The sequence below is a fragment of the Pelagicoccus enzymogenes genome (genome assembly GCF_014803405.1).
GTDB lineage: Bacteria > Verrucomicrobiota > Verrucomicrobiia > Opitutales > Opitutaceae > Pelagicoccus > Pelagicoccus enzymogenes.
Genome location: NZ_JACYFG010000006.1, coordinates 594,562 through 616,815 on the forward strand (window position 1 = coordinate 594,562; position 22,254 = coordinate 616,815).

The following is a 22,254-nucleotide window of genomic DNA, read 5'->3' on the forward strand; positions in this document are numbered from 1 at the left end:
GATTGCCAGCGAGAGTTGGCGACTACTGGGTCGCCTCGTCGTACTTCTTCAAGAATGCGGTAACGAGCTCGGGCTCGACCTCGAAATCCGTTTCGTCGCCCTCCTCGACGTGCTTTACCGTCACCGTAAATCCAGTGTCCTTGCACTTGCGGAGAAAGGGTTCTGAAAGCTTCACGAAACCGTACTGGACAGGAGTTCCCTTTCTAGGATTGGTGGCGACAGACGATTCAAGCAGGAGGGCGTTGCCCTCCGAAACGGCGCTGTTCCATTTGCTCGCGTTCGGATCGTAGATTTGACTGGTCGTCAGGTAATCCTTTTGCGCAACAATCTGAAACACCAAGGCGCGGCCGTTCTTAACCGCCGCACGCAAATGGTAGTAAGTGTCGCGAACCTCATTTTCGACCTGAGGCGTCTGAACCCAAGTCATGGCTGCGTCGTTGCGGTCGTTTTCGACGCTCGACTTCCGGTAGTAGCTCTTGACCGCGCGATCAAACTTCTTGGCTTCTTTCTCGGTCAATCCAGCCGGAGCGGCGTCGAGGGCGACCGCGGCAGCGAGGAACAGGCCAATAACGGAGAAAGCGGTTTTTAGGGGTAGGTATAGCTTCATAACGATTATTTCAGGGGTTGCGAGTAGGTGAACATCATGCCCGGGCCGCGGGTTTGCTGCAAACGAGGCATTGCCTGACTGTAAGAGGCCTAGGGCGCAGGACTTGCTCAGGGCCGCTCATGGTCCACCATTGCCTCGCAAAATTCCGTTTCATCGCTTGCGTTTGCATTCTCTCGCTGGCCGTCGCTGCACCTTCAAACGCCCAAGAGAAGCCAAAGTCCGCATTTCCGGAAGACGTCCAGATCACCTACCACTTTCCCGTAAAGATGAGGGACGGGGTCGAGCTAGCCACTGACATCTACTTGCCCGATGGTTCCGGCGGCCCCTTTCCCACCATCTTCGTACGGGACATTTACACCAACGGTTCCGCGGAGATCCGCCAAGGCTACGCCCGACACTTTACCTCGAACGGTTACGCTTTCGTCTTTCAAATTTGCCGCGGACGCTACGATTCGGAAGGCAAATGGTACCCCTATTTCCAAGAAATCAACGACGGCGACGACGCCATTAGCTGGATCGCCGAGCAAGCGTGGTCCGACGGAAAAGTCGGCATGTTCGGCAGCAGCTACCTCGCCTCTGTGCAATGGCTGGCCGCGCTCAACGACAACCCAGCCCTCGTCGCCATCGCACCTGCCGTCAGTCCGGGCAACTACTACCGGGACGTAGCCTACCCTGGCGGCGCCTTCTCGCTGCTCAGCAGAGCCAGCTGGGGCATCGGCCTGACCGGCAGTCGCACCAGCATGTCGTATCCAATTTCTTGGGAAAACAGCGTGAACCACCTGCCGCTTAAAACCCTCGACCGTTCCCTCGGCTTCAACATTCGACACTTCCAGGACTGGCTCGACCATCCAAGCTACGACAGCTATTGGAGACCGCTCAACCTAGAGACGAGAGCCAACGAAATGTCCGTTCCTGCCCTGAACATAGGCGGTTGGTACGACGCCTTCCTGCGCAGCACCATCGGCAGCTACGTAAGCATGACCAAAGAGGCCCGCACCGAAGAAGCCCGCCAGAACCAACGCCTCGTCATCGGCCCGTGGCCACACGGATGGAATCGCTCCAGCAAGACGGGCGACCTTGACTTCGGTCCCGACTCACTCATCGACTCCGAAGCCCTGCACCGCGAATGGTTCGACGTGTGGCTAAAAGGAAAAGAGCCCCCCGAAGTCGCGCCTGTACGCCTTTTCGTAATGGGCGACAACTACTGGCGGGACGAATACGAATGGCCACTGGCCCGCACTCAATACACGCCTTACTACTTTCACCCGGACGGAGCGCTGACCGCGGAAGCGCCAGCCAAGCCCAAGGCCAGCCTTAGCTACACCTATGACCCGGAGAACCCCGTCCCCACCGTGGGCGGAAATATCATGCGGACACAGGTGCGCGGACCACGCGACCAACGACCGCTCGACGCTCGCGAGGACATCCTGCGCTTCACGACCGAGCCATTCGAACAGAAGCTGGAGTTCACCGGCCCCATCACAGCTAATCTCCATGCCAGTAGTTCCGCTACGGATACGGACTTCATGGTAAAGCTCGTCGTCGTAAGACCGGACGGAATGAGCTTCAATCTAGCGGATGGAGTCATACGGGCTCGTTACCGCGAAGGGTTCGAGACGCCCAAGTTGATCGAACCTGGCGCGATCCTACACTACGAAATCGACGTGTGGGCCACTAGCTACGTCGTACAAAAAGGAGAGCGGTTACGGGTGGACATCACCAGCAGCAACTTTCCTCGCCTCGATCGAAACCCGAACACTGGCGCCCCATTCGGCGAGACCACCGAAATGATCAAGGCCGAGCAAACGATCCACCTCAGCAAATCTCACCCCAGCCATATCGTTCTACCGCTTATCCCCGCAGACTAGCGTTTCTGCTTCTCGTAGGACGCGGCCTTGCGCCGCGATAGAAAGCTCCCATTCAACAAGCAGGCCCCGACACCTAGAAACCGCCTAAGCAATCAGTAACCACTTTCTCACTACATCCTTAATATTGCACCCAAAATTAGACTCGCCAAGTCTAGCCGACCCGCTGCAATCCCTACCCCATGCCTTCCCCTTCCTCCCGAAACAAATCACGACTTGGCCTTCTCAAGAAAATAGGGCCCGGAATCCTTATGGCGGGTGCCGCCATCGGCGTTTCCCACATCGTGCAATCGACCCGGGCTGGCGCCACTTACGGCATAGGCCTGGTTTGGCTGGTGCTGGCCGTCAACCTCTTGAAGTATCCCTTCTTCGAAGCCGGGCACCGCTATACGCTCGCCACCGGCGAAACCCTCTTGCACGGCTACCGCAGACTGGGGCCAGCATTCCTCTACGCCTTCCTCGCCCTCAACACCTTTACCGCCATCATCAGCATCGCGGGCACCACTTTCGTTACGGCAATCCTCACCCCTAAAATTCCCGGCTTGGAATCGCTCAACCCCAGCCAGGTCAGCGCCGTCCTGCTGCTCCTCATCTTCCTGATTGTCAGCCTCGGGCAATACCGCTGGCTCAGCCGCATCATCAAACTCATGATGACCGTGCTCTTCGTGGCAACCATCGCCGCCTTCCTACGTTCCGTTGGCAGCGACAACCAAACCGCCGCCGACTTCGTCCCTCCCGAATTCTGGGCAGCCGCCTCCCTTCCCTTCCTCATCGCTCTCATGGGCTGGATGCCGGCTCCCATCGAGCTCTCCGTCTGGCAATCGCTCTGGATCAAAGCAGCAGAGGAGGAAAACAAGGAGCGCACCAGCCACTCCGAAGGCAGCGTCGACTTCCACGTCGGCTACGTCATGACTACTCTCCTAGCGACCATTTTCGTGGCCCTCGGAGCTTGGGTTATGTACGGCTCCGGCGAATCCTACGCCAGTTCAAGCACCGGCTTCACCCAGCAATTCGTTTCCCTCTACACCAGCAAGCTCGGAGCATGGACCGCCCCCATCATCGCGGCAGCCGCCTTCACCACGCTCCTGTCGACCACCATCACGGTCGTTGACGCCTACCCCCGCTCCCTAGCCGCCACCATCCGTCTGGTTATCCCCTCTCTGCCCGGCAGCGAGCGCAAGGCCCACATCGTCGCAATCCTCGTCTGCAGTCTCGCCGGCTGGCTCATCATCGCCTTCTCAGCCCAAAACCTTACCACCCTCATAGATCTCATCACCACTGCCGCCTTCCTGACCGCTCCCGTGTTCGCCTACCTCAACCTAAGGCTCGTCCTCTCCCAACACCTGCCCGCGGAGTACCGCCCCGGACTTCTCTACAAAGCGCTCAGCTGGACCGGTTTCGCCTACCTCGTCGGCTTCTCCTTGCTCTTCCTCTGGCAACGTTTCTTCAGTTGAGCGGATAGCGCCCGCTTTGGCGCCTCCGCTCAAGCGGACCACGATCTCCACAACCCCATCCTGGGCAAGATGAGCAGGCACCACGAGGTCGATCCGCTTCAAGTTGGGAAGCGTCTTGTCCATCGGATGCTCCGGCAACTCGAGCGACTTCACCGAGGCCCTCAAGCCCTCCGGAGCGACAACGATCAAACGCAACGACTCGCCGTCTTGCTGCAATAGGAGCCCCTCCTCCGTCTCAAGGAGGTCGGACTGCGTTGTCATTTGCCAGCGGATACGCCGGGTGCTCTCGTTTACCTCGATACGGTCACGAATCTCCACCGAACGATCATCGAGCACGCGAAAGGTCCGACTGGCCCGTTCGACGTTTTCCCCAAACAACGGCGTCAGATCCAGCCTGGCCCTGCGCCCCTCCGGATCGAAGGCCTCGATTTCGACCATCCCCTCCACCAGGTGCCAAGCATCGTTCACCGTAAGGGCGCTGTGTCCGAAGTTATTCTTGGATATGAGGCCCCAACGAGCGCTGTCCTGCTCCGTTCCCCACAAGCTTCCACCGTTCTTCCTGAAATACTCCTCCAAAGGGTGGTAGGCTTGATTGCCGAGGTCGATTCCCCAACGCACCCCGTCCAGCTCGAAAACAAAGCTTCCCGCGTCCATGTTGCCATGGGAGTTGTCAGCCCGGCCTCCCTTAAACGCCAAGTACAAGCCCTTCGGGTCATCGAACGAAGACCTGAAAACGCCCAGAGGGTTGCGGCCTCCCGCCTTCCAGCTCAGTGGCGAAGGCTCCGTCGCCTCCCGATCCACCTCCAGTAGCCACAACAGCTCGACTACCAAAAGTCGGTCCAGCACGTCATCCAAACCGTAGCCCCAGTTGACCTCCGACATGATTTGCGATTCCTGCGCATAGGCTCCGTTCCCCGTCTCCTTCGCGAACCATAACATGCCTCCCATATAGTTCGATCGCAGAAAGCAGTCGTAGTAGTTGTAGAAAAACGCGCTCGGTCCCTTCATCTGCAACACGAAGTCCGCGCTCTCCATAAAACCGTCCCCATTCTCCAATTCAAACGAAGTCCCTAAAGCTGTATCCAAAATATCGAGCAAAAGAACGTTGAAGGATGTTCCATAATTCCAATACATCGGCCCCTCCACGTAAGCGCCGTCAGGAGCATAGGCTTCTAGCGAGGCCGGCAAGTGCTTCCTCATGCGCTCGATCGCTTGGGCTGCTTCGCCCGGGCGCTTCTCCGCAAGCTGAACAGCCGCTGCCACGATCCCTGCGTTACAGACTTGGTTCCAATTGTTCGCTTTCCGAAACACGTGCTGCAAGTCCGCTTCCATCGAAACCGCGAGCGCCTTCTCGAACAAAGCCTCTTCCGCCAAGTCCCGAACTTCGGGGTCGATCGCATCGCCGGCCCAATCCAATGCCAAGGACACACCCAGAGCCATTTCCGCAACATCGAGAAAATGGGATGGGTTCCAATCGCTAAAAGCTGACACCGCCTTCAACGTCTCCTCCAATCTAGCAATGTAGGCAGGGTCTCCCGACATACGCCAAGCAAAGGCCAGGAACGTCGTCCGCTTCAAAGCCGCTCTCGAAACGTCCAGCAAACGCCGCCCCGTCACCTCCCGCCGCAGGACGGGAGCCTGCAAGGTCGCATCCGCCTGCCTGAAGATTTCTCGATAGTAGCGCTCCGCAACCGGATCGACCGCTACCCGTTCACGCAGTCGCTCCTCCAAGCCACCGACCCAGATCATCCGCGGCCGCTCGGACTTTAGCTGCCTTCCCATCCAAGCTTCGTCCACTGATTCTATTGTCTCGGCTCTAACCGCTGATAGCGAATCGAGCATCGCTAATAGCAAGCAGCTAAGGATGCAAAGCGAATGGGAGGGTAAACGGGCGGATATCAACATTTTCGAAGGGGGCTGGAGCGACCAACACAACGAACCGAATCGGGTCTCCATGGTACACGCCCTCGACATGCCTAAATAAAACAACCAAGCTCCGCCGTCACAAAACAAGCCTGCAACCAAAATTCCCGTGAGCCGCCGCTGCCCAACTAGGCCTCTCAATCCCCACTTTATCCTAGGCGACTCCTCAGCAAGCCCTAGTCCCAATCCTGTGGATACACCTAGACCTGCAACAAATGGATCGGAAACAAGCAATCAGCTTGCGGAGCTCAGCCAGATTTAAGCTAATCGGCTTAGCTCGCTCGCGAGCCAGACTCCATTCCTCCCGAACAGCATGGCCTTCTGCTAACCCAACCCTAGGACCACCATGCCAAACGAAACTGCTGTCACCTACACCAATCCCAACTGGGCCGACCTACAAGCCCTGATCGACGCCTTCCCCTCCGCGCTCGCCCTCCCCATCGGAGCTCAGTCTCATCCTCATCGACTCGAAAAGCAGATCGGCGAGCAATGGGACAACACGCTGGAAGGCTTCTCCTTCGAAGCCAGCGCTAAGACATTTATCGCCTTGCTCAACGATCGTACCGACGACGAGGACGAGCTTCAAATCTGGGGCAAGCAAGCGAGCGAAGCCCAAGCGGTTCCGATCCTCGCAGCAAACAGCTCCCTGCCCTATTTGAAATACGGGATCGAGGCGGGCGGCAGTCTCCACGGCAAGGTCACCGCCGGCAAGCAGCTACCAGCTTCCCTCTCCGCAGAGGGAGGGCTGGAACTGGGCTTCTACGCCTACCGTCAGCACAACAGCTCCAAGCAACTTGCCCTCGCCATCGCGGGGGACACGCCCAACTTGCGCACGCCGCTACGTCCCGAAAGCATCCGCGAGCTCGACAAGGGAAACGCCCTCGCCATGAAGTGGCGCGGCAGCATCGGGCTACGGGCAAAGGTCGACTGGTCTTCCCTTGTCTCCAGTGTCGTATCCAAGATCTCATCACTCAACCTCAGCAACGGGCTGATCGATGTTTCCGTATCCGCTAACGTCACCACCGAGTTCGACTTCGCCCTCGAGGACACCTACTTGCTGGTTTTTACTCGTACCGAGGACAGCGGGCAGCTGGTGGTGGAGGTGCGCAAAGACCATCGCAGCGAACGCGGCATCACCGCTGGACTGAACGCCCAAGCCAAGACCTCCTTGAGCGCCAAGGGAAGCGAGAAGCTCAAGACCCTCAAGGAAAACGTCGGCGCTCAAATCCTCGGCGTGACTACCCCCATATTCCAACAACTCGAAAATTGGGCTGGCCAAATACAGGAGCTGCCGGAGGAACTGCAGGAAGCCCTGCAAAACGCCAGCGAACGCCTCATCGGCAAGCCCTACCCTGAGCTCCTCTCGGAACAGAAAGAGGAACTCAAGCAAACGCTTAAAACTTGGCTCGACGAGCTGGACAAAACCGTCAAATCCACCGCCAAGCAACAATTCGAACTGAACCTCCTCTGGAGCTACCGCAAGGTCAAGACCCACGAGGCGCTCATCCGGGCAGTGATACCCGACGACTACCTCGCCTCCGACAAGTTCCTAAACCTGCACAAGGAACTGCGCAAAGGTAAGCTGCAAGGCCTGCAAGCGCTCGCCCAATCCCAAACCGACGGCAGGTACAGCAGTTTCCTGCAACGCATTTCCAGCGAAACCATCAGCAAATTCTCATTCGGCATCTCCTTCGGCGACTTCTCTTTCGGCGGCGCCACCACCACCTCGGAAAGGTTTTCTTGGATGGAAAACCAAAAGCGCGAACTCCTCGCCAGCTTCCTGATCAATACCGATCGCGCCCTCAGCAGCGGCAAGGAAAGGGAAACCCTCTACGCGGGAGCCACGGCGATGGGTATCGCCTACCAAGCAGAATCCCAGCTGAAAATTTCCAACCTCGACTACGACCTCACCCTCAACCAAACCAACACCGACCGGAAAATTAATTCTGACGAAATTATCGAGTATTTGGATACAGCTAGAATCTGGGGAGCCTTCCCCTCCGACCTGCTTTCGCTCGATGTCGCAGTGGCCAAACTCCAAGCGAAACATGACGCAGGCAAGCAGCTCACCTTCAATAGCCAATTGCATATCACCAACGAAGGCCTCGAGAAAATGCTCGGAACCAATACTCCGGACGACATCGAAATATGGAGCGAAGCCCTCGCCCTCTCCTTGCACGCTTTCCGCTGGGACGACCGCCTCAAAGATTTGGATACGCGACGCGAAGCCTACGCCGACGGAGCCCGCATCGCCCTCGAACACGGAGAGCCAACAAGCTCCACCCTGCGAGCAATCAAGTTAGCGGTCTGCGAAGACCTCGAAAGTCTCGGCTGTGACGCGATCGCTAAGTACGAACAGCAATCGCTCAAAATGAAGAGCGGACGCCAAGCCTCCCGACGCTTCCGCATCGGAAACCAGCGCTACTCCCTGACCGCCTTGAGGGACAGCCTGCTCATCCCTCTTTGCATCACCAAGAAGGACCTCTTCGAAAACTTGAGAGGGCTTCAAGCCTTCGCTCGGCAATTGCACGTCGATACCGAAGCCTACGAGGATCGTCGCGACTTCGAGCGAGAAGTAGAAAAGCACTTCGACCTCTTCAAGTACCTAAGACGCAATCGCGCCCTCTTTCGCGCCCTCGGCGCCTATATCACCCTGAAAAGCCTCAATTTTCCCAAGCCCGTGCGGCAAAATCTCGTGAAGGCGACCTTCCAAGTAACCGAAACTTCACCCGGGAACGAAGAGACAAAGATCATCACTTTCGCCCACAACGAAACCGCAATGAGCTGATGGACGGAGCATTCTCCCAGCATTCCCAGCCCCACGCGTTCTTCCCGAGAAAGCGGGCGTCACGCGATTCTTTCACGAAAACGAGTCACCCAATCGCAATTAATCTTCGACCCGCTTCGCACCTCCGATAAATTACCACGTATGACCAAGCAAACCTGTACCCTAGTCTTTAAACGACTCGTCCTGAGCGCGTCGATCCTGCTCAGCTCCACCGCTTTCGCCGGCTACGTATACCAATTCGAGGACTCCAGCGGCGGGACTGAAAACGTAACTCTCATGGTGGAGGGCCACCAACTGAGGATCACCTCCCAAGACAAAGGCAGCTCGGACATGATCTTCGACGCGTCCACCTCCACGATGACCATCCTCGAGCACGATCGCAAACGCTACCTGCAGCTCGACAAAGAGACCGTCGCAGAACTCGCCAGCCAGATAGAGGACGCCATGGCGGAAATGGAGAAGCAGCTCGCTAGCCTCCCTCCTGCCCAGCGCAAGATGATGGAAAACATGATGAAGGGGAAGATGCAGGGCATGGGCGAAGCCTTGCCAGTGCTCAGCTTCAATCGTACTGGAGAGTCGGATACAAAGTCTGGTTACGATGTCGAAAAGGTCATTCTCCTGAAAGACGGAGTCGCGACCAGCGAACTTTGGGTGGCCGATTGGGACGACGTCGAAGGGAGCGAGGAACTGATGGTATCGCTCAAAGCCATGGCCGGCATGTTCAAGGACATGATGAAAGCCTTTTCCAAAGGGCCTATGGCCGGCATGATCGGAGCCAACGCAAGTTCCAATTGGTTCGGACAAATCGAGGACCTGGGCGGAATTCCCATCGTAACTGCGGAACTGGACGCCAGCGGAAAAGCGAAGTCCCAAACAAGCCTGTCAAAAGTCGAAGAGCGGGAGATCGAAGCCAGCGCCTTCGAGATACCCAAAGGCTACAAGAAGCAAAAAATGAAGATGTAGGAAGCAGCGCCCTCGCCTCACCACATGAGCGAGCTCCACGCGCAGAGGGCACCTCGCCCTACACTTACACGCTCCATTGCAGGCTCGCCGACGTCGATCCGATCGTGCTAGTCCTGCCGCAATGCCACGAAAACAGGAGGAGCCCATACCCAAGAGCATCGCTCTCGCTTGGGCGTTCGCCGGCCTGCTCCACCTACTGACCTTCCGCTGGGCTCTCCCCTTAAGTTGGGACGGAATAGTCTACACGGCCGCCACCTTCCTTCTGCTTGCAAAGCCCGGGAAGCCCCTTCGCCAAGCAGCCTTTTTGCTGTCGACGATTCTTCTCATTGCTTGGAACTACCCAACAGTGTCCAATCACATCGTATTGGAATTCTGGATAATGCTGTCCCTGGCGGGAACGTTTCTCGTACGGCGATGGGTCCCCAACGCTAAAACCCCAGCGAGCGCTTCATTCTTCGACACCATCGCTCCTCTCGTGCGGATCCAATACCTGCTGGCCTTCGCGTTTGCAGCGTTTTCCAAGCTCAACAGCGACTTCCTCGATCCGGAATGGAGCTGCGCCGCCCTTTTTGCCGAACGCAGCCTGGAGTTCCTCCAGCTCGAGACCCTGAGCTTTGGAATCCTTTCCCCAGACCACCGCATCTTCGCCACCGGAGCCATCTTCCTAGCGCTCTGCTTGGAAATCGCGATCCCTTGCCTACTGCTTTTCCGCAGAACACGACGTCCAGGCATCTGCCTCGCTCTCCTCTTTCACTTCGCCATGGGATTCGTTCCCATACTCGGCATCAGCAGCTACTCGGCGCTTTCTTTCACGCTCTTGCTCTTCTTTTTTCCCAAGGAGTCCCTGCAAAGCCTAGAGCATAAACTGGATCGTATTTTCAAATCGCTACCTTTCGCCCGCAAAACGACCTTCCCCACCCCGCTACTCACCGCTTCACTTCTCGCAATCGCCCTATTTCTCCAGCACCGCTACTTTCACCCCGCAGCCACTCCCATCGCCTTTCTCGTTTGGTTGACGATCTATCTGCCCTTCACTCTTTTGGCCTTTCAGGCTCTGAAATGCGGCAAGGGGTTCACGACCGAACAAGCCAACCGACCGCTTCCGCGCCCGAGATTCCTCGCGATCTTCGCCCTGCCCGTCCTCATGCTCGGGCTCTTGCCTTACATCGGCCTGCAGACTCAAGGATCCTTCACCATGTTCAGCAACTTGCGAACTCTCGGCCCGCAACCGAATCACCTTCTCGCGGCGTTCGCCCGTCCCCAGCGAGAGCCCATCTTGATAAAGATCCATTCGACCAATCATCCCAATCTAGCATCGTATCCAAAATCCGGATTGCTTCTCACGAGCCACGAATTCGCCCGCAAGACAACAGGTACTAACGAAGACTACTTCGTCCTTTGCGAGTACGAGGGGAAGATGGAGCTGGTCGGCAGATTCAACGGCGAATTAACGCCACATCCGATACTCCACGAACTACGGTTCCCCACTTCTTGGATACGTTTCCGCGACGTCCCTGAAGCGGACCATTGTCCTTGCACCTGGTAAACTCCGGCTAACTTTCCAACCAGCCCGCCTTGGTCCAAGCCGCTTTGCTCAGCTGATACGCATCTTCTCGCAATGGCTCGCCGTGTCCCACCACCACTCGCTCGAACGGCCACTGAAGGACTTTCTCTAAAGACGCTCGAAAACGCTGCCGGTCCTTGACGGCGAACTTCAAGCGCCGTGACGTTCCCGGATCTTGCTTCGGCCCCAGTCCGATACGCAAAGCCATGCGTTGCCAGGAAGATCCAGGGTCAGGAAAATTCATCAAGAGGTCGCAGACGATTAGAGTGCGGCTGGACCGGTGGAAAAAGACGTGTTCGCTGAAGCTATCCGCTCCCTCTAGCCGCAAGACCTGAATCTCTTCCCCCCACGCTTCCGGTATCGGGAGCAAGGGCTGCACCGAAACTCCTTGCTGCTCAGGAAAACCATCCGGAGCCAGAAAGACTGCTTCCTCGAAAGCCGCAATTCCCTTCTGGGAAAAGGTGTCGTGGTCCACCATGGGGTCGGTGATCCAACGTACCTTGCCCAGCCCTCGAATCCGCTCCACCTGCTGCGAGGTGAAAGGAGCCGTAGAGTGCAGCAACAACTCTCCTGAGGAGAGGCGTATCACGGTAACGTTCCTGCCAATGTTCACTCCCAAAGCCTTCAACTCGAAGGGCAAAAACCAAACGTTCTCTGCTAGCTTCTCCATGGTTCCTTCTTTCCTTGGGAAGGAGGACGAACCCAGCCAGCGCTTCACTGCGCCCCTCCCTAAAACCGCGACAGCAACCCGATCGCAAGTCCTCCGATTTGTCACCGGCGTCCACGAGCCGTTGGCGCGGCATTCGCTGAGAAACGGGCAAATGATCGAGAAACTTTCCGAGTACCTGAACTACCCCATCCTCATCAACATTGCCGTCGTGCTCGTAGCCGCCTTTACGCTCAACCTCCTCGCCAAGCGGCTCTTCGACCACAACCTGCGCAAGGCGAAAAACAGCGACCGCCGCACCGGCATCACCTTCCTGCGCAACGCCGTCAAAGCCACCATCCTCATCATTTCGGTGATGGCCATCGTCTACAGCATCCCCACTCTGCGTTCGCTCGCTGTCGGCTTCTTCGCCGGCGCCAGCATCCTCGCCGCCATCATCGGCTTCGCTTCCCAAAAGGCGTTCTCCAACATCGTAAGCGGCATTTTCATCGTGCTCTTCAAGCCCTTCCGAGTGGACGACATCATAAAAATCAACGGCGAGATCGGCACCATCGAGGATATCACCCTGCGACACACCGTGATTCGCGCCCTCGAGAACAAGCGACTCATCTATCCCAATTCCGTGATCGATTCCGAGCCGATTATCAATTGGTCCATCCGTGACGAGAAGGCTCAAAAATTCATGTTCATCAGCGTGGGATTCGAGGCCGATCTCGACCGAGCCGTGGAGATCATCAAAGAGGAATCAGCCAAGCACCCCAACCTGCTCGACCTCCGCACCCAAGAGGAAGTCGCGGCCGGAGCCCAATTGGTCGACGTGCAGCTCCTCGACTTCAAGGACTCGATGGTCAACTTCCGAGTTCCGCTCTGGGCCCGCGACCTTCCCACCGCCATGAACATGACATGGGAGGTGCAAGGCGCCGTCAAACGTCGCTTCGACGCGGAGAAGATCCCCCTCGGGCGTCCCTCTCAAGTCAACTATTCCGGGCCTCAACTCCAACAACCCCCGAGCAAGGGCGACACCACCAAGCAATGATCCAAGAAGTGGATACGGATTCCCCTTCATCCAAGCGCTCCAGTTAAACGCTTGATCTGCTCAACTGGATTTCCTCCCAGCATACTTCACTCCGGGCGGTACCCCAAGGCGAATGAAGCTCGCATATCACTGGGAAAACACCTTAATCCCAAAGCATGCCAACCCAACCTTGTCCCGAATGTGGCGAAGCCCTATCCCCTAAAGCCGCCAGTTGCCCTCACTGCGGCTATCCGCAAGAAGATGGGCCGAAGCCGAGAGCAGGAGGTTGGCAGGCAGCCTCCAGGGCGAGAACGCCCATCAACGTATTCGCTCTGGCCATGATGGCTTGCGCCTCCCTCTTTGGCGTCAGCGCGACGCAGATCGAAGGCCACGCTCTCTCCGCATTCACCTACGCCCTCCATATCTTCCTGGCCATCGCCGGCATGTTCTTCATTTGCCTTCTCTTCTGCCGCTCCTCTATCTACCACCCCGAGGAGCTCGCTCGAGCGAAAAAGGACGGGCTCGAAATCCCGCCTGACCGTCCCGTGCTTGCCGCAATCCTTATTGGCGTAATGATTATTGGATACAGCCTTTACCAGCTCCTCAGCCGCTAGCCATTCCTCTAGCTCATGCTAAAACCCTAGGAAACCCACCCCCCATGAAAACCTTCCATATCAAAATCCTCACCAAGCTAGGCAGCACCCAATACAAGACGATCCAAGCCGAGACCGAATCGGAAGCGCTGCGAAAAGCCGAAGTTAAGTTTCCACTACACAAAGAAATCTCCATCACAGAGGAACCGCGGCAAGCGGCGCCGAGCGGAGAACCCGATCTCGCATTCGAACGCAATCTGGCCGAGGTCAAACTCCGCTCCCGCGAGAAGAAAGCCCGCAGCGCCAGGAGAGAGGGTTGGGGCTTTATGATTGGCGGAGTTGCGCTGCAAGGCCTCCTCCTCCTCTTCGCAGGTTTCGTCACCCTCTGGCTCGCGATCCCCATCATCTGGGGAGTCAGCCGCATCGCCTACGGATCGTCCGAACGCGGCAAGGTGCAAGAGGCCTTGCAGGCCCTCGACACCCCAGCCTGAACGGGGTTCCCGCGAAGCCTGCTTCGCAAAAGGCGACCCAAACGGGCTTCGCGAAGCGGAAATACAAAGAATTCAGCGCTTATAAGCTTTATCTTCGGGGCTTATTGGAAAGCCTTTTGCCACTTCCCCCCGAACTACAACGATCCCCCCATCCCATGCAAAAAGCACTGCGTGCCCTCTTGACGGCCCTTGGGCTGCTCGTCGTCGCAATCCCAATCCACGCCCAGACAGATGACGAAGAAGAGCTCCTCGTCATCGAACTGAGCGGATTCGAGGTCTTCTCGAAAAGCATCAAGATTGTCGACGGCATGACCGGCAAGGACTACCAAGGCAATCATCCCATCGTGCTCGGCTTCCGTCGCGAATTCGACGACATCCTCCTCAAGTTCCACAAGCGACTGGTGGTAGGCGAATACCACATGATCAAGGCTCGCAAGGAATCCATCCAGCCCCACATCGAAGAGCTCGCAGCCCTCGCCGCCAGCTTCGGCTGGGAAGGCTTCGAGGTGGACGGCCCCCATCTCACCCGAGAAACCGCCATCTTCCAGCGAATGGTCAACGACCCTTTTTTCAAGATCGAGAAGATCATCGTCTGGGACGCCCGCGAGCTCGCGAGAAATGGCAACGCGCTTCCCAACAACAAGTACGCCCACAACATCCGCCTAAACGAGGAAACCGGAAAATGGGAGCGCCGCGTCATGACGGAATGGAACGTCGCCTACCTCCGCCAAAATCCCAACAACGGCAAAGTAAACACCTTCCATACCTACAAGGAACAAGGACTGAACCTCGATACGAACCGAGGCTTCCACCTCATCGATCGCGGCCTTCCCGCAGACGTTCCTCCCAACGCCTTCAAAGAGGTCGGCCTCGACTACCCGATCGTCATCGACTATGCCATCAGCGTCGAGGAGGAGATCGAAAAGCTGAAGCGCGACTTCGTGGAAAACCTCTTCTACCTCTACGATCCGTTCAGTTGGGTCGCTCGCGGGAACACCCGCTTTCGCAGCGGATTTCGCCGACAACTGGAGGAGCACATCGGCAAACAGCGCATCAAACTGAGCGACCGCAGCTGGTTCGATCCGCTCTTCGCTCAATTTCTCGACGATATCGTCACCATAAAAATTTGGGGAGCGGACGAGATATACGAACACAGAATCCTCTCCTCCATCCCAAAGAACAAAAACCAACTCGGCGAGGACTTGGACTTGCTCAACTGGCGCAAACGGGAGAACCGTTCCGTCAGCTACGACCCGTCAACAAAGGTCAACATCCCCCATGTCGGCTTCGGCGGGCCAGGCAGCGCCCGCTTTATCATGATCGACGCGTATCGACGCTATGGCGACAGCTTCCTTTCCGCCCTTCGCCAGCGAATCCTGAACCTCGAAGAACGAGCCGATCCACGCGAACTCATCCTTGCTGCGATCGAAGAAGTGTCCGGAGTGCCCTCCGACAAGTACCTTCCCGCCGCAACCAAGGCCCAACGCGCCGAGCTTGCCCGCTTCCTGCCCAAGGACTGATACGCGAGCGAGCGGAGAACCGGCTTTCCGCCTCGGCGGGAACGCCTCCCCAGACTTCTCGCCCGCTTGCTTTGCGCTCGAGGCGCTGCGGGCAATATCCCGCGATCTCGCCAGACGCATCGTGCAATAGTTCGCGCCTTCCCATCCCTGACTCGATTTCCCCAAAGGAGGGGAGAATGACTTATCTCATTGATGGTCTGATACTAACAACCCAATGAGAGATTCCGGCATCATTTATGCAAACCATCCTTCGAACCAGGTAAACGCCTTTTGGCTCAACCCCAATCGAACGATGAAAACACAAATTACACTCTTAGCATCAACAGCCGCATTCGTCTTATTGCTATCCGGTTGCACCTCCAGTCGAGCCGTGCGAGCCGAATCGAACCTCAGCGAAACGAGCCTGTATCAGAACGATACCTACGCAGTCACTATTTCGGAAAGCGGAAAGAGCTCGGTGGAATTCAGCCCACGCGAACAAAGCGAAGCGAAAAGAGCCCTCCAATCCGCGCTCGAGTCAAAAGGCCTGACTCCTGCCGCTTCGGATTCATCCGCAGACTATCTGGTTCGCTTCGACACCTACACCAAGACCGATCGCGAGTCCTTTGCCGCTTCCTTCCCCCACCGCGACGTCTATGTACGCTCTCACACTCGAGGGATCAACACCCCGCTCGGCACCGTGCCCACCGGTCGCGACACCCATGTAGTCGAACGTGAATACAATCTGTACGCGGGCGACAGCGATCATACCGAACGCTTCTTCGTGGTCGACATCGTCTCCCCGGAAACGGAGGAAATCATCTGGAGAGGCTACACCCGCCGCGGCTCCGACCGTCTTGACTCCAAACGCGTCAGCGAGGAAATCCAAAGGATAGTCAAAGAACTTCCGGTCAAAAAGTCTCCGCCTAATAAGGACGACCTGATATAGGGAGCTCATTGGCAGAGCTTGCCGAAAACAGCGAACGGCAAGGCTGCCTTGTGCCCCTGAAGATTGTCCAATTAAACCTACAAGCCTCTCCTCCGCAGGCTTGCTGCTTGCAGCTGACCGCAGCGCAAACCTGCTCCACGACACGACGCGGTCCGGACTCAGGTCCAACTCTACTAAAACTCGATGCATTGGACCTTCTCTTGGCCTCCAGACAACCGAAAAGCGTCATGGGGACTCCTGCTGCGCAAAAAAACACAGCCTCACGTTATGTTTTATTTGCGCAGCCCTAGCGTTCGCTCTCGCATTCAGCTGAGCTCGTAAAACGTTCTCGGCGACATGTACCAACTGGAGCGCGTGCAGCTTCTGCCACGAACCCTCGACGAGGTTTGGCCCTTCTTTTGCGATCCGCAAAACCTCGACGCTATGACGCCTCACTTTCTCGGTTTTGAAATAGTCCAAGGGGGTGACGAAGCCATGTTCGCTGGTCAAGTAATCGAATACCGGATACAGGTCCTGCCCTACGTTCGCCAACGCTGGGTGACTGAAATCAGCCAATGCGAGGACAAAAGCTACTTCGTGGACGAACAACGCATCGGCCCCTATCGCTTTTGGCACCACCTGCACCGCTTCGAAGAGACTTCCGGGGGCGTTCGCATGACTGATCGCGTCCATTACCAACTTCCCTTTGGACCGCTCGGCAGGCTGACTCACGCCCTCTTAGTCAAGCGACGCCTCAAGACCATCTTCGACTTCCGCTACGCCTACCTCGGCCAACGCTTCGCTTGACCACGTAGGCTCGCCAGAGGCCTTCTCTAAAAAGAGAACGACGAGCGACTTGTTCCCAAAGGTCATTCCCCTCACTCTAGGTAAAATGATCTGCAACCCCATCCTCCGAGGCTTCAATCCCGACCCGTCGATCGTCCGCGTCGGCGAAGACTACTACATCGCCACCTCCACCTTCGAATGGTTCCCGGGCGTACAAATTCACCACTCACGCGACCTGGCGAACTGGGAACTCGTAACCCGTCCACTCAATCGCCCTAGCCAGCTCGACATGATCGGCAACCCCGACTCCGGAGGCGTGTGGGCTCCCTGCCTGAGCCATTGCGACGGCGTCTTTTACCTAGTGTATACCGACGTGAAACAGTGGACCGGCACTCGCCACAAAATCACCCACAACTACCTCGTCACCGCGACCGACATCCACGGACCATGGTCCGATCCTATCTACCTCGACTCCAGCGGATTCGACGCGTCACTCTTCCACGACCGAAATGGACGCAAATGGTACCTCAGCATGATTTGGGACCATCGAGCGGATAAGAACCAGTTTGCTGGAACCCTGCTGCAAGAATATGACCCCCAAGGCAAAACGCTCGTCGGCCCTCGCAAAAACATTTTCCTCGGGAGCGAACTGAAGCTCACCGAAGGGCCACACCTGTACCAAAAAGACGGATACTACTACCTGCTCACCGCAGAAGGCGGCACCAGCTACGACCACGCAGTCTCCATGGCCAGGTCTACAGCTATCGACGGACCCTACGAAATAGATCCCAACAACCCTTTCATTACCTCCCGCTACGCCCCTCAAGCTCCCTTGCAAAAAGCGGGACACGCGTCACTGGTCGAAACGGCTGACGGCCAATGGTACGCAGTCCACCTTTGCGGCCGTCCCATCGAAGTCGCCTCCTCCGACAAGGCCTTGTCCCCAGAAAACGGACACAGCTCAGCCCAACGCGCCCTCGCCCCCGAGCAACGCAGACGCTGTATCCTTGGGCGCGAAACCGCGATCCAAAAACTCGATTGGCCGGACGGCGATTGGCCACGCCTTGCGCACGGAGGCCGTACTCCCGCGCTCAATATTGAATCCTCCGCACAGTCGACCCCACAAAACCATACGCTGAGAACCGACTTCGATTCCCCTAGCCTGAACATCAATTTTCAAAGCCTTCGACGTCCTATTGAAAAAAGCTGGCTCGACCTGGAGTCCCGTCCCGGGTGGCTCAGGCTCTACGGGCAGGAACCAAGCACCAGCACCTTTCGCCAGAGCCTAATCGCACGTCGTATCCAATCGTTCGACACGGAGACAAGCACCGCTATCGAATTTTCGCCTAACAGCTTCAAGCAACTCGCCGGATTGATCGCGTACTACGACACCGCAAACCACTACTTCCTCCACCTTACCCATGACGAGGAAAACGGTCGCCACCTACGCATCCTCAAATACGACGCTGGCGTCTACTCCGAGTTTGTCCCAGCAGAACCGTCCCTTCCCCAAAGCGGGATCGTTTACCTCCGGGTCTCAATCAAGATGGCTACCCTCCAGTTCTCCTACTCGCTAGATCAAGTAAGCTGGAGAGAAGTCGGTCCCGCTTACGACAGCACCATCCTCTCCGACGACTACAATACCCTTGGCTTCACCGGCGCCTTCGTCGGCCTCTCCGCCCAAGACCTGAGCGGACAAGGCCTGCCCGCCGACTTCGACTGGTTCCACTACCGGGAAAAGTAATCATCCTTCACAAAGCCCGACGCTAGGCTCAACTATCCCAGCGAGCGGGCTTCCCGTCAGGCCTTCAAGCATTCGCCTTGCGGACGGCTAGCGCTTCTTCGATTTCCGTCACTTTGTCTCTATCCAGCGGATAGCAGACCAGAGCGATTCCCTTGCCTACCGCAAAGATTGCCGGAAGGATGGAAAACATCAGGCTGATACCCAAGAGCGAGCTTTCGCTCTGCTGCTCGTTGGCCACGAAACCAAACCAGTCCAGTACCCATCCCGCCAAGGTGCCGGCAATCATGGACCCAGTCTTGAGTGCAAACAAGGTCGCCGAATGGATCAAGCCGGTCGAACGCCGCCCAAATGTATACTCCCCGTAATCCGCCACGTCTCCATACATAGCCCAAACCAAGGCAGAGGTTGGCCCCATGGTGAAGGCTGCCAAGGCATTAACCGCTAGCATCAATCCATAGTTTTCCGCCGGAATGAAATAGAATGCCACCAAGCACGCCGCTGTCGTGAATGTTAGAACGATAGAGAGGAAACGCTTGTCGAAGCGTCGTATCACGAATCCCATACAAAGGACGCCTAGCATCATCATAAACATGCTAGAACTGAGAAAGAAGGTCGACTTGTCGAAAATCCAAATGAACAGCTCATCCCCGTTCCCCGCGACGTACTTGAAGTAGTGAATCGTCACCGTGTTGCGCATGATGATGAAGGTCGTCGAGAACATGGCTGCCACGAAAAGGATGAGCCAAGGCTTGTTGCGAATGAGCTCTTTCAATTCGCCGCCAAGGTCGTTGACCTGGCCCTTCGGTGGTTTCACCCGCTCCCTCGTGGTAGCGAAGGTCGTCCAAAACAACAACACCGAGAGGCCTGCGAAAATCGCCATCGTGTACTGGAAGCCTGCCACCTCGTCCTCGCCGCCTAACTCCTTGACCAGCGGTCGAACCAATAGCGATATCAGAAGCCCTCCGCCAAATGCGCAAACAAAGCGGTAAGTCGACGCCAGGGTACGGGCCTGAGACGAGGGACTGATCACTCCCATCAACGAGGAGTACGGCACGTTGATCGCCGTATAGGCCATCAACATAAGGGCATAGGTCACCGTCGCATAAATGACCTTGCCCGATTCCCCGAGATCCGGATTTGCAAATATCATGTACCCACAAATCCCATACGGTATCGCCATCCAGAGAAGGTAAGGGCGATACTTTCCCCACTTCGTGCTGGTTCGGTCCGCGATCACCCCCATGATCGGGTCGTTCGCCGCATCGAAAAAGCGTACCAAGAGGAACATGGTACCCGCTACGGCGGGAGCGATGCCAAACACGTCCGTGTAATAATACAGCAGAAAGATGTTGAAGGTCTGGAAGAACAGGTTTGAAGCCATGTCCCCCAAACCGAAACCGAGGTTCTCGACAAAGGAGAGTTTGCCGTCGGAAGCGCGCCGACGCGAGGTAGGATCTTGGGGCATCCAGGCAGCGTATGGTTCACCCTTTCCCCAGCAAGCAAGGAGACGCTCTAACTAATGAAACAGTTCAGAACGTGGCAGTCCGTCCTCACCGCAATCGAGGGTTTCAATCGATCTCCAGGCTGATTATCCTCCAACGCTGATCACGGAAAACCAAGCGAGCGGAGAACTCCGTCCCCAAATCCACTTCCGTATCCACGCCGCCTTCCAGCTCCACATTCCGTCCCCGAAACCCTCTTTCCGTAAATTCGTATCCATAAAGGTCATTCGAGATCGAAACGTAGGCGCGGAAAATCTCGCTGTTTCGCTTAAAAAAGGCGTCGATCTCCCGTTCCGCCTTCTTGGGGCTGGTCTCGTACATGTCCAACAATTGGGCTCCTCTCGCTGCATCGCCTTCCTTGCCGGCAAACATGAAACGGTCGAGCACCTGCAATACCGGGGCAATCTCTTCCGGAACCGCCGCTCGCGAGAAGCAGGGCCAAAGGCACAACGCCAATACAGCTAGCCATCGCCCCCTCGCCATATCTAAAAGTCCGCTGACCTTATCTTACGGCCAAGTTCACAAAAGCTTCGCCGCCGCGTCGAGCGCTTCCACGAGCAGATCCAAGTGACGCAAGGGAGTCGGCAACCCCGGCGTCACCCTCACTCCGCTCGCCACCGGATGATTGGGAATCGGGGCCGTGAGAATGGCATAACGGTCATACAGGAAGGCGCCAAGATCCTTGGCGTCCACTCCCTTCACCCCCACGTTGGCGATCGCTCCGTGACGAGCGGGGTCCTCGGGCGTCTTGAGCACGACTCGTTCATGATCGCGAAAATGGCTCGTCCAATAAGTATTCAAATAGCGGAGACGCTCGTACTTCGCCGCCGAGCCGATAGCATCATGGTAGCGAATCGCTTCGCGCAAGCCGCGGTGGTGGTTGTAGGGACGCGTCCCCAGTCGCTCGAGCTTTCGAATGTCGTCATCCGCTCGCGCCGTATCGCCCATCAATCCCCAGAGCTTGGCGATCTTATCCTTCTTCACGTAGAGCATCCCCAACCCCACCGGAGAGCAAAGCCACTTGTGCAAGCTAGTCCCCAAATAGTCGCATCCCAAATCCGAAACCTTGTAGTCTACGTGAGCAAAAGCGTGAGCGGAATCTACGATCACCTCGACTCCCTTGGCATGAGCCATGTCGCAGATTTTGCGCACCGGCAAGACCTGCCCCGTCAAGTTGATCATGTGCGTCACGTGCAGGGCTCGCGTGCGAGGCGTTATCGCGTCTTCAAAGGCGGCAACCACCTCCGCATCGTTCTTGGGATAGAGGGGAACCGCAACCTGCTTGAGCACAATTCCGAAACGCTTCTCCTTTTGTCGCAGGGCTTCCACCATGCTTCCGTAGTCTTGATCCGAATACACGATCTCGTCACCCTTTTCCAAGTCGAGACCCTGGATGATGATATTCATCGACTCCGTGGTATTGCGGGTGATGCATACTTCCTCGGGACTCACCCCGCCCAGAGCCGCCAGGTCCCCACGGGTCGCCTCCAGCTCATCGCGCATCTCGCGGCGCATAAAAAAAGAGGCCCGCGCGTTGATCTCGCTGGAACCACGCTGCTCCGCTTCCAGTACCGGCAGTGGAGCGGGGCAAAAGTAGCCGTATTCCAAATTGATAAAGTCTGGAGCAGGAGCGAACTCCCGTCGGCGAGCCCGCCAGAAGGCCTCGTCCTTTGCGAGCTCGACCGCCGTTCCCGAGCTCCGTTCGAATTGCGAGGGCACGCCTTGGGCCCATGCTTTGCTGGTCAACAAACCAGATCCCACTGCCGCGCTCCCGAGCGCTCCCGTTCTTAGAAATTCTCTCCGTTCCATAGCCTCTCCCCCAAGCAAGACTCGCACCACCGGACTGCGATGTTGAGAAAGGAGCA

The 22,254-nt window shown here is 57.0% G+C and carries 17 protein-coding genes and 1 pseudogene; 12 read left to right on the forward strand and 6 right to left on the reverse strand.

Annotated elements, in window-relative coordinates:
- Positions 1 to 22 precede the first annotated feature (22 nt).
- Entirely contained in the window at positions 23 to 607 is a 585-nt protein-coding gene (locus IEN85_RS04915) for a hypothetical protein (protein WP_191615949.1), read from the reverse strand.
- 119 nt (positions 608 to 726) lie between these two features.
- Here IEN85_RS04915 and IEN85_RS04920 point away from each other — a divergent pair, with 119 nt between their 5' ends.
- Both IEN85_RS04920 and IEN85_RS24365 read left to right on the forward strand, forming a co-directional pair.
- Positions 727 to 2,475 (forward strand): CocE/NonD family hydrolase, encoded by a 1,749-nt coding sequence (locus IEN85_RS04920; RefSeq protein WP_191615950.1) that lies wholly within the window; start codon positions 727 to 729, stop codon positions 2,473 to 2,475.
- A 179-nt stretch (positions 2,476 to 2,654) separates the two neighbouring features.
- Positions 2,655 to 3,926 (forward strand): Nramp family divalent metal transporter, encoded by a 1,272-nt coding sequence (locus IEN85_RS24365; RefSeq protein ID WP_224772448.1) that lies wholly within the window; start codon positions 2,655 to 2,657, stop codon positions 3,924 to 3,926.
- Positions 3,927 to 4,103: 177 nt separating this feature from the next.
- Here IEN85_RS24365 and IEN85_RS24630 read toward each other — a convergent pair.
- A pseudogene (locus IEN85_RS24630) lies at positions 4,104 to 5,831 on the reverse strand (heparinase II/III domain-containing protein); the annotation flags it as partial.
- A gap of 364 nt (positions 5,832 to 6,195) precedes the next feature.
- Between IEN85_RS24630 and IEN85_RS04930 the strand changes: the two are divergent.
- The 3 genes from IEN85_RS04930 (at position 6,196) to IEN85_RS04940 (ending at position 11,146) form a co-directional block, all read left to right on the forward strand.
- Positions 6,196 to 8,637 (forward strand): hypothetical protein, encoded by a 2,442-nt coding sequence (locus IEN85_RS04930; RefSeq protein ID WP_191615952.1) that lies wholly within the window; start codon positions 6,196 to 6,198, stop codon positions 8,635 to 8,637.
- A gap of 141 nt (positions 8,638 to 8,778) precedes the next feature.
- On the forward strand, positions 8,779 to 9,600 hold the full coding sequence (locus IEN85_RS04935; protein WP_191615953.1) for a hypothetical protein: 822 nt from the start codon (positions 8,779 to 8,781) through the stop codon (positions 9,598 to 9,600).
- 121 nt (positions 9,601 to 9,721) lie between these two features.
- Positions 9,722 to 11,146: an HTTM domain-containing protein gene (locus IEN85_RS04940; RefSeq protein ID WP_191615954.1), complete on the forward strand. Its 1,425-nt coding sequence runs from the start codon at positions 9,722 to 9,724 to the stop codon at positions 11,144 to 11,146.
- Between the two features lie 7 nt (positions 11,147 to 11,153).
- On the opposite strand, the gene IEN85_RS04945 is transcribed toward IEN85_RS04940, so the two are convergent.
- The gene (locus IEN85_RS04945) at positions 11,154 to 11,834 is read right to left on the reverse strand and encodes a DUF4336 domain-containing protein (protein WP_191615955.1); all 681 of its coding nucleotides are present in this window, start codon (positions 11,832 to 11,834) and stop codon (positions 11,154 to 11,156) included.
- Between the two features lie 151 nt (positions 11,835 to 11,985).
- Here IEN85_RS04945 and IEN85_RS04950 point away from each other — a divergent pair, with 151 nt between their 5' ends.
- From IEN85_RS04950 to IEN85_RS04980, 7 genes are all read left to right on the forward strand, one after another.
- Positions 11,986 to 12,867 (forward strand): mechanosensitive ion channel family protein, encoded by an 882-nt coding sequence (locus IEN85_RS04950; protein WP_191615956.1) that lies wholly within the window; start codon positions 11,986 to 11,988, stop codon positions 12,865 to 12,867.
- A 155-nt stretch (positions 12,868 to 13,022) separates the two neighbouring features.
- The gene (locus tag IEN85_RS04955) at positions 13,023 to 13,460 is read left to right on the forward strand and encodes a zinc ribbon domain-containing protein (RefSeq protein WP_191615957.1); all 438 of its coding nucleotides are present in this window, start codon (positions 13,023 to 13,025) and stop codon (positions 13,458 to 13,460) included.
- A gap of 44 nt (positions 13,461 to 13,504) precedes the next feature.
- Complete coding sequence (locus tag IEN85_RS04960) at positions 13,505 to 13,930, forward strand: hypothetical protein (protein WP_191615958.1); 426 nt, start codon at positions 13,505 to 13,507, stop codon at positions 13,928 to 13,930.
- A gap of 155 nt (positions 13,931 to 14,085) precedes the next feature.
- Positions 14,086 to 15,450 (forward strand): hypothetical protein, encoded by a 1,365-nt coding sequence (locus IEN85_RS04965; protein WP_191615959.1) that lies wholly within the window; start codon positions 14,086 to 14,088, stop codon positions 15,448 to 15,450.
- Positions 15,451 to 15,742: 292 nt separating this feature from the next.
- Complete coding sequence (locus tag IEN85_RS04970; RefSeq protein WP_191615960.1) at positions 15,743 to 16,378, forward strand: DUF4136 domain-containing protein; 636 nt, start codon at positions 15,743 to 15,745, stop codon at positions 16,376 to 16,378.
- Between the two features lie 336 nt (positions 16,379 to 16,714).
- Complete coding sequence (locus IEN85_RS04975) at positions 16,715 to 17,164, forward strand: SRPBCC family protein (RefSeq protein WP_191615961.1); 450 nt, start codon at positions 16,715 to 16,717, stop codon at positions 17,162 to 17,164.
- 85 nt (positions 17,165 to 17,249) lie between these two features.
- Positions 17,250 to 18,887, forward strand: coding sequence for a glycoside hydrolase family 43 protein (locus IEN85_RS04980; RefSeq protein ID WP_191615962.1), 1,638 nt, complete (start codon positions 17,250 to 17,252; stop codon positions 18,885 to 18,887).
- Positions 18,888 to 18,951: 64 nt separating this feature from the next.
- On the opposite strand, the gene IEN85_RS04985 is transcribed toward IEN85_RS04980, so the two are convergent.
- From IEN85_RS04985 to IEN85_RS04995, 3 genes are all read right to left on the reverse strand, one after another.
- Positions 18,952 to 20,352, reverse strand: a complete 1,401-nt coding sequence (locus tag IEN85_RS04985) for an MFS transporter (RefSeq protein ID WP_191615963.1) — start codon at positions 20,350 to 20,352, stop codon at positions 18,952 to 18,954.
- 103 nt (positions 20,353 to 20,455) lie between these two features.
- Complete coding sequence (locus IEN85_RS04990; RefSeq protein WP_191615964.1) at positions 20,456 to 20,872, reverse strand: hypothetical protein; 417 nt, start codon at positions 20,870 to 20,872, stop codon at positions 20,456 to 20,458.
- A 36-nt stretch (positions 20,873 to 20,908) separates the two neighbouring features.
- Positions 20,909 to 22,198, reverse strand: coding sequence for an aminotransferase class V-fold PLP-dependent enzyme (locus IEN85_RS04995; protein WP_191615965.1), 1,290 nt, complete (start codon positions 22,196 to 22,198; stop codon positions 20,909 to 20,911).
- Between the last annotated feature and the right edge of the window lie 56 nt (positions 22,199 to 22,254).